We start from the raw sequence: 15,561 nt of genomic DNA on the forward strand, positions 1-15,561 counted from the left end.
ACGTCGATTCAAGGACGACCGGCAATCAGCCGTGCGCGGCGAAGGCGGGCATCACATCGGAGATGAAGCGTTCGAGCGAGCAGCGCTTGCGCTCGAAGCTCATGTTGCTGTCGACCCAGAAGCTGTATTGATCGAAACCGAGTTCCTCATACTGTTTGAGACGGTCGATCACGGTGCCGGGCTGGCCGATCACGAGATTCTTGCGAATCTGCTCCGGCGCGTATTGCGGGAACGACGCGATGTCGGCGTCGGTCAACGGCTCGATGAAGCCCTGCGTCACCGGACGCTCGTTCTTGAACCACTTGCTGAAGTAGCAGTAGAAGCGCGACAGGTCTTCGACGGCCGTGTCGACTTCGGCGGCATCCGCGCCGACGAAGGTGTGCATCAGCATCATGATCTGCGGCCGCGGAACATCGGGGTTCGCCTTGCATGCTGCGTTAAAGCGTTCCATCAGACTGACAACTTCGCCGTCGCCCGCGGCTAGCGAGGTCACCTGCACATTGCAGCCGTTGCGCACCGCAAACTCATGCGAGTTCGGATCGCGCGCGGCCAGCCACATCGGCGGATGGGGCTGCTGGACAGGACGCGGTACCGGCGTGGTGGACGGCCACGACCAGAACTCGCCCTGATGCGCGTAATCGCCCTTGAACAACTGGCGTAACGCAGGAACCAGTTCACGCATTCTGGCGCCGGCGCCGAAAGCATCGAGTCCGGGCAACAGACGTTCATATTCGAACGAGTAGGCGCCGCGCGCAATGCCCAGGTCGAGCCGCCCGTTGCTCGCGACGTCGACCATGCCAGCCTCGCCCGCCAGGCGAATCGGATGCCAGAACGGCGCGATCACCGTGCCCGTGCCGAGCCGAATCCGCTCGGTGCGTGCGGCCAGATACGAAAGGTTGATGAAGGGATTGGGCGCGATCGTGAATTCCATCGCGTGATGCTCGCCGATCCAGGCGGTTTCAAAACCGCCCTTTTCCGCGATCTGAACGAGCTCGGTCAGCTCGTCGAAGAGTTGCCGGTGGGGCGTGGCAGAGTCGTAACGCTCCATATGAACAAACAGCGAGAATTTCATGATCGACCTGTATGCAGAAAGCTGGGAGTCGGTCCTGCCGCGACCGGCGCTCATTGAAGGACGCCGCCGCTCCGTGTCGACCGCTGGGACGCCGCGGTTGGTATTACGGTATTCCACCAGAGCGTTCAGATCAAGCGTTTCAATATTATGGAATACCATAATATCTCGCACGACCGCCAGCGGGGCGCCCCAAAGCGATGGTGTAGGCGTGGTCGGCGAAGAACAGTACTCGCCGAACCTGCTGCAGCGAGCGGCACTGGTCACGTTCAGGCTGGGTGCGGGGTCGATTTCGTCTCGAGGGGATCAGGGTCCGGGGTCCGGGGTCCGCAGGGGCCAGTTGCGCGGCATTGTCCGCATTGAATGGTTCGAGCAAGCCGACCAGCACCGCACCGCGCCGCGCCTGAGCAGCGGCAGTTCGGCGGCGGTGGGTGTGGGTGGTCGAGTTCAGGAGGATCAGCTAATGCCCTGCACTCCTTTCCGCCTGCCCGATGGCACGTCGGGCATTGTATGCAGCCGAGGGCGAGTCCGCCCGCGAGCGTGCGCGGTTGCCAGAGAGATCGGGCTGACGAAGGCCGCGAATCCGTGCCTCGGTGTCAGAAAGTACTCCGAGTCGGGCCGCGACGTATACGTCGAAGACGACATGTTCGCGAAGGTGTACGCGCAAGCGGACGCGCCGACTCGCGATGCAATGGACGTCGCATACCTCACGGGACAACGCCCGCAGGACACGCTTCTGCACGATGAGCGCGATATCCGTGACAACTTCCTACACATCCAGCAGGGAAAGACCAGCATGAAGCTGCGTATCGAAGTGACCGGAGAACTGAAGGCGGTCATTGAGCGCATCAGGGGGCGGGTTACAAGGTCGTTAGCACCGCTCTGATCGTCAACGAGAACGGCCAAAGGATGACGCTCGACACACTTCAGCGACGCTTTCGCGAAGCGCGACGCGCGGCCGGTGTGCCGGACGGCGACTTCCAATTCCGGGATCTGCGAGCGAAAGCCGGCACGGACAAGACCGACAGCACGGGCGATATTCGTCAGGCGCAGAAGCAGCTCGGGCACACGTCAGTTGCGATGACCGAACACTATGTCCGCAACCGCCGCGGTGAAAAGGTCAAGCCAACCCGGTGACGGATTGCGGAAAAGACTGGATTTTGCGGAAAAAAGAATCGGGCAAAAACAGACTCCGGATTGCTGGAAAGCCTTGGGGCGGAAGGCAGATGGAGTCGAACCATCCTGGGAACGTCTGACGCCCCCAACTGGGTTTGAAGCCCAGCCGCACCACCGGATACGGATGCCTTCCTCAACGAAGAAACCTCAGCCACGTAGTCATAAAGTTCACAGGACATCGTGCAGGCGGCTATCGGCACGCAACAGGTGGACGTCACGCTGGAAGCGAGTATACCCAACGCGGTCGAAGAACTCCAAAATCTGAATCGATCTCTTGCGGCCAAGACCCGCGGCATCGCGAAATGCGGACGCGCCTGTTCCGCCGCCGCCTCGCGCCGCCAGTTCGGCAACGAGGCCAGCAAGTTCACGCACCACGTCGCGATGATAGAAGAGATCGCGCACCACCTGATAGACGTCCCCTTGCCGTGCGAGCTTGCGCAGCAACTGTCGCACGCGATCCTCGGGCTCATTGACGGCGGCGGCCAGATCGCGCACCCATGGCGGGTCGAAGCGCCCTTCAGCGATGAGCGGCAATAGAGCGCGCGCCAACACCTCCTCCGACGCATCGAGCGTGACGGTATGGTTCGGCAGATGCAACCACGGGCCGCTGCGCAGCACCACACCATCCGCGACCATCGCGTCAATCAAGGCACGCCACAACGCGTCGGACAGTAGCGGCGCTGCGATGCGTCGCAGGCGGGCCGCGTCTGGTCCCTGCTCGTCAGGCGAGCGCGCGTGAAAGTTCTGCAAGGCATCGAGAACATGCTCACGCATCTCCCCCCAGTGACGGCGCATCACGATAAACGCATCGTCGGCAGTCTTGCCGTGCAAGGGGATTTCGATCGCATCGGCCGGCAGAACGAACGCCTGCGCAGGCAAGCCGGTCACGTGCATCAGCGTCGAGCGCAGCACGCCGCGCGGCGACTGTTCGAGCAGCTCGCCGAGGCTCGCTTCGTCGAGCCACGTCGTGAGCGCATCGAGCCAGGCGCGTCGCTGGGGCGTGCGTCGCTTACGCGCGAGGCCGAACGGATCGAGAACGCGCCCACCACCCACGGTACGCATCGCCTGTGCATTGCGCACGATGAAGCGGTCGCCCGGCAACGCGCTTACCGGCGTGTCGAACACCAGTTGCACGCGGGCCGTATTGCCCGCCGTCAGCGTGTCGCCCTCCAGCAGCGCAACGTGCGCCACGCGATGCGTCGTGCCCATATGAACATGCAACGGCGCCCAGTGCTGCAATGTGATGCCGGCGTCCGCGAGCAGCGTCAGATCGACATCGAGCCGCTCCGACGGCTCAGCGAGCCGTGCATCGACGATCCAGTCGCCGCGCGATATCGAGTCCCTGTCGATGCCGGCGAGATTCAACGCGCAGCGCTGGCCGGCGCGGCCGGTATCCGCGGGCTGGTTCTGGGCGTGAATGCTGCGCACGCGGACCGGCGTGCCGGCGGGGGTGAGCATCATCGTGTCGCCTGTGTTGACGCGTCCCGCGAACACCGTGCCGGTGACGATCGTCCCTTGTCCCGCCAGCGTGAACACGCGGTCGATGGCGAGCCGGAACAGGCCGTCGTCGCGACGCGCACGCCACGCGATCGCGGCCGCACGCAAATGCGCGTTCAGTGCAGCTACGCCTGGGTCGTCAAGCTGGGTCGCATTCGTTGCGAAGACCGGTGCACCGGCGAGCGACGTCGATGCGAGCCACGCGTCAATCTCGCCGCGAACCTCGGCGAGCCGCGCCGCATCGACGCGATCCGTCTTGGTCAAGATCACTGCGCCTCGCGCGACGCCGAGCAGTTGCAGGATCGCGAGGTGCTCGCGCGTCTGCGGCATGATGCCGTCGTCTGCGGCGATCACCAGCAGGGAGAAATCGATGCCGCACGCGCCCGCCGCCATCGTATGCACGAGCTTCTCGTGACCGGGCACGTCGATCAAACCCAGCACATCACCATTGTCGAGCGGCGTGTAGGCGTAACCGAGTTCGATCGAAATGCCCCGCGCCTTCTCTTCCTTGAGCCGATCCGTATCGACGCCAGTCAGCGCGCGTACCAGGGTTGTCTTGCCATGATCGATATGGCCGGCTGTGCCGACGATCATGCGCGCAACTCCTGGCATTGCGCGACGAAGACGGCTTCGTCGTCGGCTTCGAGACAACGCAGGTCGAGGCGCACAGCATCGTCCGCGACACGACCGATCACCGGACGCGGCAATCCGCGGAGTGCTTTTTCGAGTTTTTGCAGCGCACTGCCGCTCCGTTTGCCCGACGCATTGCGCACGACGAGCCCGTAGCTTGGCAGTTGATCGAGCGGCAACGCCCCGCTGCCGATCTGGCTGAACATCGGTTCGGCAGTCACGGCGTATCGATCGCCGAGCGCCTGCTGCAGCACCGGCAGTACGCGCTCGGCAGCAGCACGCGTGTCCTCGGAAGGCCTCGTGAGCAGACGCAAGGTGGTAAGGCGCTCACGCAGAAATTCCGGCGCCTGATACAGACGCAGAACTGGTTCGAGCGCGGCGAGCGTGAGCTTGCCGACGCGCAGCGCCCGTTTTAGCGGATGCTTCCTGATCTTGCCGATCAACTCTTTGCGACCGACGATCAGCCCCGCCTGCGGGCCACCAAGCAGCTTGTCGCCGCTAAACGTGACGAGGTCGGCGCCGGCCGCCACCGTCTCGCGCACGGTCGGCTCGCCCGGCAGCCCCCATTGCGCGAGGTCGACGAGCGTCCCGCTGCCAAGGTCGACGGCGACGGGCAAGCCATGTGCATGGGCGAGCGGCACCAGTTCCTGAAGCTCGACCGTCTTCGTAAAGCCGCTGATCGCGTAGTTGCTGCAATGGACTTTCATCAGCATCGCCGTGCGCGGGCCAATGGCTTCCTGATAGTCCTTCAGATGCGTGCGGTTGGTCGTGCCGACTTCACGCAGGCGTGCGCCCGCGCGGCTCATGATGTCGGGAATCCGGAACGCGCCGCCGATCTCGACCAGCTCGCCGCGCGACACGATCACCTCTTTCCTCGACGCCAGTGCCGACAAGGTCAAAAGCACGGCCGCTGCGTTATTGTTCACAACGGTAGCGGCTTCAGCGCCGGTCAGTTCGCAGATGAGACCGTCGATCAGATCGTCGCGATCACCGCGGCGGCCGGTTGCAAGATCGAACTCGAGATTGGCGGGCCGCGTGAGCGCGTCGACGACCGCGCGCACGGCTTCGTCGGGCAGCAATGCGCGACCGAGATTCGTGTGCAGGACCGTGCCCGTGAGATTGAACACGGTGCGCAGGCGGCTTTGCGCGCGCTCGGCCAGCATGCGGGCGACTTCGGCCGCAATCCGGGCCTCGTCGAGCGTCGCGGGCGTTGTCGCGGCGTCCGCGACGCCGGCCAGCACGCTGTTGCGCCAGGCATCCAGCGTCGCGCGGACGGCGGCGAGCACCTGCGTGCGGCCGTATGTGCCGATACACGGCTCTAGCGCCGCCGACGACATCACCCGCTCGACCGACGGTACCCGCGCGAGCAGCGCGTTCAATTCGTGACCCGATACTTCGCTCACACGCGATCCTCCGCTTATGCGTCCGATGGCACTTCGGGCCATAGTAGCGGATTCGGCGCACTACGTTGATAACCGGCTTCGTTCATCAGCAGGTCGAGCGTGAGGCTGGCGAGATCGTCGGCGAGCGGCTCGATGTCGTAGTCCTTTTCCTGATAGCCGATCTTGCGATACGTGTGGCACTCGTCGCACGATTCGGCCTTCAGTGCCTCGTTACCGCCGGCGATGCCGTGATAGGCGATGCCTTTGGTCGAATCGCAGTTGGAGCACTTCGTGCGGACCATGTGCCATTCGTTCGCGCACAGGCCGCATTGCAGGTAGCGATAGCCCTCATACTGACCGCCGATGCGCACGATGCTCGCCACCGGCAGCGAACCGCAAACCGGGCAGAGACCAGGCGTGTCGAGGTACGGGATGTCGCGTTGATCGAGACGGCTCGCCAGATCGGTCCATACGACCTGCAGCGCAGCCATGATGAACGGCGCGCCGGCAGGATCGATTTCGCTGTAGCGTTGTGCGAGGATGGCGTCGGCTTGCGTGTCGAGATCTGCGTCGGTCTTTGCGCGCAGCGTGTCGAGGACTTTTGCCAATGCCGGGGTGACCGCGCCTGCGGCTTCTACCTTGTCCAACAGGCGATGCAGCACGTCGTGCCAGGCAGGATCACGGTCTGACGCCAGTGCAGGGACTAGCGGCATCGAATGTTCCTGCGCTTTCGCGATCGATTCTTTTGGTGGCATCGTAGCCTCGAAGCTCGATAGCACTTTTTGCTGCGCGTCGGCCAGTGAAGCCATCAGGCGAACGTATCCGCCGATCGGATTACTGTCGGCGAGTTTGCGCATGCGCGCGGCCCGGGTCGCGAATACGGTTGCCCGTTCGGGCAGGCGGATTCGGGGGATCGCTGACGCGTCCAGAGATTCGATCTGGCCTGGTTCCAGGATGCGTTGCACCATGTTTTTGCCTCTTTCCTTTGTTTCCTTGCTTGCGGGCCTTTCTTTTCGTTGGGTGCCGATTATCTTGTCGGTTTATTAGCGTTGCCCGTGTGCGGGGCGGCACCTGCCTTTCTTTCCTGCCAAAGCTGAACGTTGGCCTCAAAGCCTTACGGGGCGGGGTTTTCTGGAAAAATACGTTCCACTCCCCTGGTTCTACCCCAACACAATTCTTGGCGAAAATCCCACAACCGGATTTTAAAATCAGGCAGCGCCGTTCGCGGGCCGCAGGGATGCCAGCATATTACCCGGCGCACGGTAGCCCCGCCACGACCCCGGATTCGCGCCGGGTATACCCTTCAAGCGTCCACGTAACCGCCAACTATCATGATGTACTCACACGCCGAAAACATCATGAAAAAAGCTATCGACCTCGCCGATCTGTGTCTGAAAATCCTGTCGTGCGTCGCGAACCAGCGGTGCCCCGCCGCGCACTCCCGTTCCGCCTTCGCCTTTACCCCTGTATCGCAATCCGACAGGCAACGGCCGCCGCGAGTCGCCGCAAGTGCGCGCATTTCGTCCACGGTCCATGCCAGGGGATGTGGGTGCCGCACTTGATTTTCTGTCATTGGTGTTCATTCAATCACGGCGCGCGGCGCGAAGTGCCTTTGCTCAAACTCAGCGCCGAAGAGCGCAAGCTGGTTGCATGCAGATGCGTCTGCATGCGTCACTGGCATCGATTCAATGGCACGTTCGACTATCCGATGCCTGGGTTTGATCAAACCCGGCATCGGTTACATCCTGTCCAAGGCAATGTCTCTGTAGTCGTCAAGGCAACTATTAATAATCCAGCGTGACGTTTCAGCTCGTTTCGCCTGCCGGTCCGGCCTCAGCGTTCACCCTGAATCCGCTGCACACGCATGCGGCCCGGCGGCTCGAAGTATGTGCCGAAGCGCACCAGTCCGGCCTTCTTCAGATGGCACGTCATTTCGTAGCTCACCAGGACGTCGGGGTCAGGATTGTCGATGTATTCCACGTCGATCGACCGGATACGCGGCTCGTACGCGAGCAGTGTCGCCTCCATCTGCTGCCTGAGCAGATGCGCCGAGGCGGGCAGCGCCTTGTAGATGTTTGTGAGATCCGGTAGTCCATAATCGGGCAGGTGCTTGAGCGCGCCCGCCCGTGCATTGAGGATACGGCGAATGTTCTGCTGCACGCTCAGGATCTCGAGTGTCCTGTCGTCGTACGCATCCAGTGGCTCACCGCCGATCTGGCCAAGCAGCTTGTCGTACAGCGAAGGGCCAACTGGCATCACTTGCTCCTTCACATGCCTGCCGCGACCGGATCGTCAGTGGTCGCATCGACGGAAGATGGCGCGTCGTACCGGTCGGCAAAGTCGATGGTCAGATTCCCGTCCTGGGACATCGACAGCTGAATTTCAGCCGGCAGCAGGCCTTCGGCCATCCTCGCCAGAAGCTCGCGCGAAACGGCAGGAAGAATGCGCTGGTTGAGGACCGCATCGACGTTGCGGGCGCCGGATTCGCGCGCGAGGCAAAGCTGTGCCAGCGACCCGGTCAACGCGTCATCGCAGGTAAGCGCGACGTTGTAAAGACGGCGCAGACGTTCGGCAACCTTCGCGACCTTCAGCCGCACGATCGACGCGAGTGCCGTGGCGTCGAGCGGCCGGTAGACGAGCGTCTGGAAGCGGGCAAGCAGCGCGTGCTGGAAGTGCGCGACCAACTGGGGATGAATTGTGCCGAGCAGTTCGGCCCGCGAGATGGCAGGATTCTCCGCCGTGGCCTCGTCGATCTGCGCGCTGCCGAGGTTGGACGTCATCAGGATCACGCAGTTGCGGAAGTCGATCTCGCGGCCTTCGCCGTCGCGCATCGTGCCGCGATCGAACACCTGATAGAACATGTCGAGCACGTCCCGATGCGCTTTCTCTACTTCATCGAGCAGCACGACGCTATAGGGACGCTGCCGCACAGCCTCGGTCAGAATCCCGCCGCGGCCGTACCCGACATAACCGGGAGGCGAGCCCTTCAACTGCGAAACCGTATGGGCTTCCTGATACTCCGACATATTGATTGTCGTCAGCGCGGCTTCGCCGCCAAACAGCAGGTCAGCAAGTGCGAGCGCCGTTTCGGTCTTGCCTACCCCTGATGGTCCCGCCAGCAGGAACACGCCGAGCGGCGAATGCTCGTTTTTGAGGCCGGCTTTCGCCGTGCGCAGGCTTTCTGCAAGTGCCGCCAGCGCGTCGTCCTGGGCGACCACACGGATGGCTAGACTCTCTTCGAGCGAGAGCAGTCCGGCCAGCTCGTCCTCGAGCAGATTGCCAACCGGCACGCCGGTCCACTCGGCGACCACGCGGGCGATGGCCTGCGAGTCCACGTCGACAAAGACGAGCGGTGTCTTGCCCTGTGCGTCGATCACGGCCCGCCTGGCGATGGCGAGCGCCTGATTGCCGTGGCCCGATGCTTTCCGATCAGCACCACGTTGCGTGTGCACCGTGTTGACCAGTTCAAGTTCGCGCGTGTAGCGCTGTTGCAGCGTATCCCGTTCCGCACGCGCATCGGTGAGCGCGGCCTGCAGGACATCGTGCCGCTCCTGCAGGTTCTGCGCGCCGGCCCGCTGGTCGGCGGCGAGTGCGTCGATTTCCAGTTCAAGCGCGGCGACCGCGGCGCCTGCCCGCTGGAGTTCAGCCGGAGGAGATTCCAACCCCATACGCACGCGAGCCGCTGCCGTATCGATCAGATCGACCGCCTTGTCGGGTAGCTGGCGGGCCGGGATATAACGGCGTGACAGCTTGACCGCCGCCGTGATGGCCTCATCGAGAATGTGTACGTTGTGGTGCTTCGCATAGCGGCTCGCAAGGCCACGCAGCATCAGGCACGCAGCGGCGTCATCCGGCTCGTCGACCTTGATCACCTGGAAGCGCCGTTCGAGCGCGGCATCGCGCTCGAAAAATTCCTTGTACTCGGACCAGGTGGTCGCGGCGATCGTACGCAGCTCGCCGCGCGCAAGGGCCGGTTTCAGCAGGTTTGCCGCATCGGCTCTGCCGGTTGCGTTGCCGGTGCCGATCAGCGTGTGCGCCTCGTCGATAAACAGCAGCACCGGCACTTCCGACTGCTGCACTTCGTCGATCACGTTTTTCAGGCGCTGCTCGAATTCGCCCTTCACACCGGCACCGGCCTGCAGCAACCCCAGGTCAAGCGTCAGGATGCGCGCGTCGCGGATCACGTTCGGCACGGACCCTTCTGCGACCCGGAGCGCCAGGCCTTCAACGAGGGCGGTTTTGCCCACGCCAGGCTCACCGACGAGGATCGGGTTGTTCTTGCGGCGCCGCGCGAGCACGTCGACAACCTGCTGGATTTCCCGATCTCGCCCGAACACCGGATCGATTTCGCCGCGTTGCGCTTTCGCCGTCAGATCGATTGCGAACCGGGCGAGCGCCTCGCCCTCCGGTTGCCTGGCACGCGTGCGGAGGTGCGGTTTCATCGTTGCGCCGGGATGCGCTTCGTCTTCCGTACCGGTCGTCCGCGCGGGCGAAACGTTGTTGGTCGTCCCGGCAGCCGTATCGTCATTGACTTCGACCGATTGGCGGTCGATCACAGTAGCAAGCCGGCGGATCTGGGCGGCACTGATGGACAGCAGCGGCCACGCGTCGGTGGCACGCAGGCAATGGGGTGCGTCCACCAGCGCCTGCAGCACGTGACTCGAGCGTATCGATGTTCCATCGCCGGCGGCGGATGCGTGAAGCCACGCGCCTTGCAGCACCTCGGCGAGCGTTCGAGCGAGGGCAGGCTTGCCGCGCAGCTCGCGCCGCAAGCGCTCGAGCGATGCTAGCAGCGCATCCCATACCGTGTCGATGTCGATTTCGTAGTGTCGCAGGATCACCGGGATATCGCCATCGCCGTGCTCAATCAGTTTCAGCAACCAGTGCTCGGGCGTGATCTCACCGTGCAGGCGGGCGTTGCACAGACTGGCTGCATCGGCCAGCGCGCTCGCGCAGTGGGGGTTGAGCTTGCGAAGCAGATGCGTGGAGTCCCGCAGCGTCATGATCGTCAGGAGGAAAGAGAGCCCGAAGCCTAATGGCTTGCGGGCATGAATAAAATGCGCCAGCCGATACCAGGCGGACTGGCGAAAGAAGGCGACACACATCCCGATCCGGGGATCAGGTGGCCGGTGCCAGCCGCTCAGAGCACCTTACGAGCGTTCGTTCCAGGTGTCGGTGTGGATGATGTTGCCATCCTTGTACGACCATGTGATCTTCTCGTAGCGCAGTTCGACTTTTTCGAGGTGGTTATGCTTCTCGAACGCCGGATCCTTGATGTCGTGCATCTTCGGCTGGACCGCGACGACCTTCACGTTGTCGAGCTTCGTGTTGAAGTATTCCTTTTCCTTGCCAGCATCATCGATCTTGTACCACTTGATCTCGATCGACTTCAGGGTCTGGCCGCTCGTCACTGCCTTATACAGGTACCAGTTGCTGCTCGAATACTTCACGTTCCGGGAGAAGTTCCTGTTCGTTGATCTGTGTGGTCTGGATATCGCAAAACTGCCCGCGAACGCGTTCAGCTTCGAACTGGAAATCCTGCTCAAACACGGTTACCCGTCCGACCAGCGCTTCACGGCGGAGAACGTGCGGCTGTTCTGTACGCCGGTCATCAACCTGTTTCCGCTCGACGCCGAGCCGATCGACGTGAACCACCACGAGACGGAATACCGGGTCGTGGCCGCCGGCCATCAGGGGGCCAACGTCGAAACTTACTCGGTCGATGCGATCGAATCGTTCGATCACGCCAGCGCGCAGCGTTATGAGTATGTACCGTTCGCGACGTTCCGGCACCGCGGCGGGATGTTGCGCCATGAGGCACCGGAGCGGTACTTCCATACGCGGGTCAGGCAGGGCGTGACAGGTCTGCATGACACGTGGGTCATCCTCGGCGGCCACGCGTGGGAGTCCATGGAGGATCTGCCAGCCGAAAATCTGTCGCTACGCGTGACGGGCACGAACGGCATGCTGCCGAGAAAGGGCCTGCGCGAAGCGAACATCAACGAACTGGGCGAGAGCACGCCGAACGTGTCGGCCGTACGCAATCTGGCAGCGCCGACGTTGCCGCTCTACCCGCCCACCGGCGACCGCTTCCAGTGGCGCGTGCTGTCGCACCTCGCGCCGAACTTTCTGTCGATGATGGACGCTGAAGTGCTTCGCGGTGCACTGGCGCTCTATGACTGGACCAATGATGAGCTGAACCGCCGCCGCCTCGCGGGCATCCTGCACGTGTCGGAGGAACTGCTCGAAGAGGTGTCAGGTGGTTCGGTCGAGCGGGGCGTGCTGATCGAGGTCACGCTCGACGGCCACGCATTCGCGGGTGAAGGCGACGTGATGCTATTCGGCGAGTTGCTGCACCGGTTCTTCGCGCTGTATGCGGAAATCAACCTGTTCACAAAACTTGCCGTTGTGAGCCTCCCATCGCAGCAACGCACTGAATGGCCGCGCAGCAAGGCGCGGCACTCCCCGCTATGAAGCCCGATTTACCCAATCTGGAACCGCTGGTCGCGTCGCTGCTCGCCCGCGCACCGATGATGAACTTCATGCAGCTGTGTCAGCTGCTCGAAGTGCGCGTACCGGAGGCCCCGAAGGAAGTCCCCTTGGGGGAACATCCCGGCTTCGGGACGCGCGATACGCCGGAGCACGAACCCGTGAGGTTCCGCCCGCGCCCTCGCGTCGGCTTTCCGGCCGGCGAAATCGCTTCGGTCGAGTTTGACGAGGAGGGCGTCACGTACGGACCAAACGCCCCGCCAACCGTACGCACGACGTTCATGGGCCTGTACGGTGTGGACGCCGCAATGCCCTCGCACATGATCGACGATATCGTGCTGCGAACGGAAGGACACGAAGCGCTGGAAGCGTTTCTCGATCAGTTCAATCACCGGCTTGTCACGCTGCTCTACCGCGCATGGAAGAAATACCGCTATCCGATCGGCTTCCGTCCAGGCGGCACCGATGCGCATTCGCGCAAGCTGTTGTCTCTGGCGGGCTTCGGCTGGGGTGAGAAGCCCGCGCGCGCCGGGCTGCCAGACTCGCGTGTCCTGGCGCTGCTAGGGCTGCTGATCCAGCGCACGCGCACGCCCGAAGGGCTAGCCGGGGTCGTCGCGCTGGCGGTGCCGGGCGTCAAAGTCCGTGTCGATGAGTTCTTTCCGACCCTTAAGGGCGCGGGCCAGCCGCAACCGCTCACGTCTGCGGGCAGTGTTGACAGCACACAGGGCGAGGGCAAGCGCCGGGGACTCGGTGGCGGCTACGTGCTGGGCAAGCGCCTCGCATACCGGAGCCGGGCCACCCGCGTGACCTTGCGGCCAGCCGATGCGGAACAGGCCCACGATCTGTTACCTGGAGCGTGGCTGCACAGCGAGCTGATGGCCCTTATCCGACTGTACGTCGGTACCAGGGCCGACGTGTTCCTGCGCATGGAAGTATCGTCGCGAATCGCGCCTCCTCCGAAAATCGGCGCGGCGCTCGAAGGTCCGGCGCCGCGTCTTGCCTGGACCACCGTCCTGCCTTCAGCCGATGAACGTCTCATCATCGTTCCACTCGGTTCTTACGAAGCATTTCCGGCGCCGGGACCGAACCCGTTCCTCGCGTCGCTTGCCTGATTCTGGAGTACCTCTATGCCCATCCGTTTAACCACGACCGTTCTTGCCGCCAGTCTGCTGCTCAGTGCATGCGGCGCGTGGCAGACCGTGTCGGACTCGACCTCGAGCGCGTATCACGCGGTCTTCTTCAAACAGGTGAAGGTGCTGAAGGTTGACCTGACCGCGCGTGCCTCGGTCAATCCCGATGAAGCGATGCGATCGACTTCGGTTGCCGTGCGCGTGTACCAGCTCAAGGACCGCAAGCTCTTCGACAAGGCCTCGTATGACGATCTGCTGAAGAACGACAAGACGCTCCTGGCCCAGGATCTCCAGGCGAGCACTGCGACCGTTGTGAATCCCGGCGCGTCCGCCAGCGTTTCGCAGCCAATGCAGCCCGACACGGAGTATGTGGGTATCGTCGCGTTCTACCGCGACCCGGATTCGAATGGGGCCTGGCGTCGCGTAGTGCCGAATAAGGAACTCTCAGCGGATGCACCGCTGAAGCTCGAACTCGTCGACAGGGAACTGGTAGCAACCACTGATCCCGCGAAGTCGAGGCCGGAATGATGAAGAGCCTCATTGCGGAGCCACTGCGCGAGCACTACGCATTGTGTTGGGGGTAGAACCAGGGGTAGCGGAACGCCAAAAGCCCCTCCCACCGCCAACAATCAAAGCAGCAAGTCAAACTCCTATTTGACACTCTCCCGAAACCATCGCGGATGATGCTTCCGCGCCCACCCATAGGTGACAGTCCCACGCATCATCGCGCCGACAGACCCCTTGATCCAGATAGCCGCATAGATGTGCACAATAATCCCGCAAATCAAAACGAATGCGGCAAAAGCATGCACGACAGCAGCCAACCGAATCACGACGATGGGAAAGTAGAAAGAGAAATACCGCCGCCATATCACAATCCCGCTGCAAAGCAACAAAACCAGACACGCCACCATGACAAAAAACAGCAGCTTCTGCCCGGCGTTATAGCGCCCGATCTCGGGCAACTTGTCTTCGCGATTGGCGAGCACATCATCGATCTGCTTAAGCCACTGAATATCGCTCTGATCCAGATAATTGTGATGCCAGAACCGCAACACAAGAATCAGAAAAGAAACGAACATCACAAGGCCAATGAACGGATGGAGGATTCGCGTCCACTGCCCGCCGCCAAACAGGGCAGTGAGCCAGAACATCGACGGATGAAACAGCGCCAGCCCGGACAGCGCGAGCAGAACAAACGTAATCGCGGTAATCCAGTGGTTGGTGCGCTCGTTCGGCGTATAACGAACGATCAGGTTCGGTTCGTCATGTTTCATCTGACGGCTCCTTGATCCGACGTGCCTCGTCACGCGCAGCCAGTTCATCCTCTTCCGTCACCTCGTTCGGACCGACACGCGTGTAATGGAAGAATCCAGCCAGCGCGGTCAACGCAATACCCGCAAGCGCCAGCGGCTTGGCAACCCCTTTCCATAGTCCCACCAACGGGCTGATTCTCGGATTGTCCGGCAGGCCGTGATAGAGCGACGGCCTGTCTGCATGGTGCAGCACGTACATCACGTGCGTGCCGCCGACACCCGGTGGATCGTACAGCCCGGCATTCTCGAAACCGCGCTCTTTCAGGTCGACGATACGCTCGGCTGCGTGCTCCTTCATGTCTTCCTTGGTGCCGAACACGATCGCACCGGTCGGGCACGTCTTCACGCAGGCCGGCTCCTGGCCTACCGCGACGCGATCCGAGCACAGCGTGCACTTGTACACACGATGGTCCTTCTTCGAAATGCGCGGAATGTTGAACGGGCAGCCCGCTATGCAGTATCCACAACCGATGCAGTTTTCCTCATGAAAATCGACGATGCCGTTCGTGTACTGCACGATCGCACCCGGCGAAGGACACGCCTTCAGACACCCCGGATCCTCACAATGCATACAGCCGTCCTTGCGGATCAGCCATTCGAGGTTGCCGTCCGAGTTCTCGTATTCGGCGAAACGCATCACCGTCCACGAATGCTCGGTCAGGTCGCCCGGATTGTCGTAGACGCCGACGTTCACACCGACTTCATCGCGCAGATCGTTCCACTCCATGCACGCCGTCTGGCAGGCCTTGCAGCCGATGCATTTGGTGACGTCGATCAGCTTTGCGACGCTGCCGGTGGCCGGCTCACGCACCGAAGCGGAAGGCGTGGTAGTAGCCGACTGGCGCTTGATATCCAAAGATTGCAGTGCCATT

At 62.5% G+C, this 15,561-nt stretch carries 12 protein-coding genes, 1 tRNA gene and 2 pseudogenes; 5 read left to right on the forward strand and 10 right to left on the reverse strand.

The features are described from left to right. Positions 1 to 25: 25 nt before the first annotated feature. Complete coding sequence (locus tag P3T23_RS00575; protein ID WP_429314259.1) at positions 26 to 1,072, reverse strand: LLM class flavin-dependent oxidoreductase; 1,047 nt, start codon at positions 1,070 to 1,072, stop codon at positions 26 to 28. Here P3T23_RS00575 and P3T23_RS00580 point away from each other — a divergent pair. Beyond that, entirely contained in the window at positions 1,071 to 1,955 is an 885-nt protein-coding gene (locus P3T23_RS00580; protein WP_429314847.1) for a hypothetical protein, read from the forward strand. The two genes, P3T23_RS00575 and P3T23_RS00580, sit on opposite strands and share 2 nt — an antisense overlap. A gap of 23 nt (positions 1,956 to 1,978) precedes the next feature. Then, positions 1,979 to 2,206, forward strand: coding sequence for a tyrosine-type recombinase/integrase (locus P3T23_RS00585; protein ID WP_429314260.1), 228 nt, complete (start codon positions 1,979 to 1,981; stop codon positions 2,204 to 2,206). 79 nt (positions 2,207 to 2,285) lie between these two features. Here P3T23_RS00585 and P3T23_RS00590 read toward each other — a convergent pair. The 7 genes and pseudogenes from P3T23_RS00590 to tssD all read right to left on the reverse strand — a co-directional run. Next, positions 2,286 to 2,378 (reverse strand) — tRNA-Sec (locus P3T23_RS00590). Positions 2,379 to 2,413: 35 nt separating this feature from the next. Next, complete coding sequence (selB, locus tag P3T23_RS00595; RefSeq protein WP_429314261.1) at positions 2,414 to 4,336, reverse strand: selenocysteine-specific translation elongation factor; 1,923 nt, start codon at positions 4,334 to 4,336, stop codon at positions 2,414 to 2,416. Beyond that, positions 4,333 to 5,775 carry an L-seryl-tRNA(Sec) selenium transferase gene (gene selA, locus P3T23_RS00600; RefSeq protein ID WP_429314262.1) on the reverse strand — a complete coding sequence of 481 codons (1,443 nt, stop codon included), beginning with the start codon at positions 5,773 to 5,775 and terminating at the stop codon, positions 4,333 to 4,335. Before selA ends, selB begins: the two co-directional genes overlap by 4 nt. Positions 5,776 to 5,789: 14 nt before the next feature. Then, on the reverse strand, positions 5,790 to 6,722 hold the full coding sequence (gene fdhE / locus P3T23_RS00605; protein WP_429314263.1) for a formate dehydrogenase accessory protein FdhE: 933 nt from the start codon (positions 6,720 to 6,722) through the stop codon (positions 5,790 to 5,792). Positions 6,723 to 7,587: 865 nt separating this feature from the next. Continuing rightward, positions 7,588 to 8,010: a type VI secretion system baseplate subunit TssE gene (gene tssE / locus P3T23_RS00610; RefSeq protein WP_429314264.1), complete on the reverse strand. Its 423-nt coding sequence runs from the start codon at positions 8,008 to 8,010 to the stop codon at positions 7,588 to 7,590. 11 nt (positions 8,011 to 8,021) lie between these two features. After that, positions 8,022 to 10,757 carry a type VI secretion system ATPase TssH gene (gene tssH / locus P3T23_RS00615; protein WP_429314818.1) on the reverse strand — a complete coding sequence of 912 codons (2,736 nt, stop codon included), beginning with the start codon at positions 10,755 to 10,757 and terminating at the stop codon, positions 8,022 to 8,024. 147 nt (positions 10,758 to 10,904) lie between these two features. After that, a pseudogene (tssD, locus tag P3T23_RS00620) lies at positions 10,905 to 11,192 on the reverse strand (type VI secretion system tube protein TssD); the annotation flags it as partial. Between tssD and tssF the strand changes: the two are divergent. The 3 genes and pseudogenes from tssF to tssJ form a co-directional block, all read left to right on the forward strand. Beyond that, positions 11,134 to 12,228: pseudogene (gene tssF, locus P3T23_RS00625) on the forward strand (type VI secretion system baseplate subunit TssF); the annotation flags it as partial. The pseudogenes tssD and tssF overlap by 59 nt on opposite strands. Next, a complete protein-coding gene (gene tssG, locus P3T23_RS00630; protein ID WP_429314265.1) occupies positions 12,192 to 13,355 on the forward strand; it encodes a type VI secretion system baseplate subunit TssG in 1,164 nt (387 codons plus the stop codon). The pseudogene tssF and the gene tssG, both read left to right, overlap by 37 nt. A gap of 15 nt (positions 13,356 to 13,370) precedes the next feature. Continuing rightward, on the forward strand, positions 13,371 to 13,901 hold the full coding sequence (tssJ, locus tag P3T23_RS00635; RefSeq protein ID WP_429314266.1) for a type VI secretion system lipoprotein TssJ: 531 nt from the start codon (positions 13,371 to 13,373) through the stop codon (positions 13,899 to 13,901). A 122-nt stretch (positions 13,902 to 14,023) separates the two neighbouring features. Here tssJ and P3T23_RS00640 read toward each other — a convergent pair whose 3' ends face one another. Together P3T23_RS00640 and fdxH are read right to left on the reverse strand one after the other, a co-directional pair. Continuing rightward, positions 14,024 to 14,650, reverse strand: coding sequence for a formate dehydrogenase subunit gamma (locus tag P3T23_RS00640; RefSeq protein WP_429314267.1), 627 nt, complete (start codon positions 14,648 to 14,650; stop codon positions 14,024 to 14,026). Continuing rightward, positions 14,640 to 15,560, reverse strand: coding sequence for a formate dehydrogenase subunit beta (gene fdxH, locus P3T23_RS00645; protein ID WP_429314268.1), 921 nt, complete (start codon positions 15,558 to 15,560; stop codon positions 14,640 to 14,642). The genes P3T23_RS00640 and fdxH overlap by 11 nt, the downstream gene beginning before the upstream one ends. Position 15,561: the final 1 nt, after the last annotated feature.

Origin of the sequence: Paraburkholderia sp. GAS448 (genome assembly GCF_050435685.1) — a bacterium.
In the GTDB taxonomy this organism is placed as follows: domain Bacteria; phylum Pseudomonadota; class Gammaproteobacteria; order Burkholderiales; family Burkholderiaceae; genus Paraburkholderia.

Coding starts and splice junctions, on each gene's coding strand:
- P3T23_RS00580 (WP_429314847.1), top strand. CDS start 1,071: ATGATCGACCTGTATGCAGAAAGCTGGGAGTCGGTCCTGCCGCGACCG.
- P3T23_RS00575 (WP_429314259.1), bottom strand. CDS start 1,072: ATGAAATTCTCGCTGTTTGTTCATATGGAGCGTTACGACTCTGCCACG.
- P3T23_RS00585 (WP_429314260.1), top strand. CDS start 1,979: ATGACGCTCGACACACTTCAGCGACGCTTTCGCGAAGCGCGACGCGCG.
- selB (WP_429314261.1), bottom strand. CDS start 4,336: ATGATCGTCGGCACAGCCGGCCATATCGATCATGGCAAGACAACCCTG.
- fdhE (WP_429314263.1), bottom strand. CDS start 6,722: ATGGTGCAACGCATCCTGGAACCAGGCCAGATCGAATCTCTGGACGCG.
- tssE (WP_429314264.1), bottom strand. CDS start 8,010: ATGCCAGTTGGCCCTTCGCTGTACGACAAGCTGCTTGGCCAGATCGGC.
- tssH (WP_429314818.1), bottom strand. CDS start 10,757: ATGACGCTGCGGGACTCCACGCATCTGCTTCGCAAGCTCAACCCCCAC.
- tssG (WP_429314265.1), top strand. CDS start 12,192: ATGGCCGCGCAGCAAGGCGCGGCACTCCCCGCTATGAAGCCCGATTTA.
- tssJ (WP_429314266.1), top strand. CDS start 13,371: ATGCCCATCCGTTTAACCACGACCGTTCTTGCCGCCAGTCTGCTGCTC.
- P3T23_RS00640 (WP_429314267.1), bottom strand. CDS start 14,650: ATGAAACATGACGAACCGAACCTGATCGTTCGTTATACGCCGAACGAG.
- fdxH (WP_429314268.1), bottom strand. CDS start 15,560: ATGGCACTGCAATCTTTGGATATCAAGCGCCAGTCGGCTACTACCACG.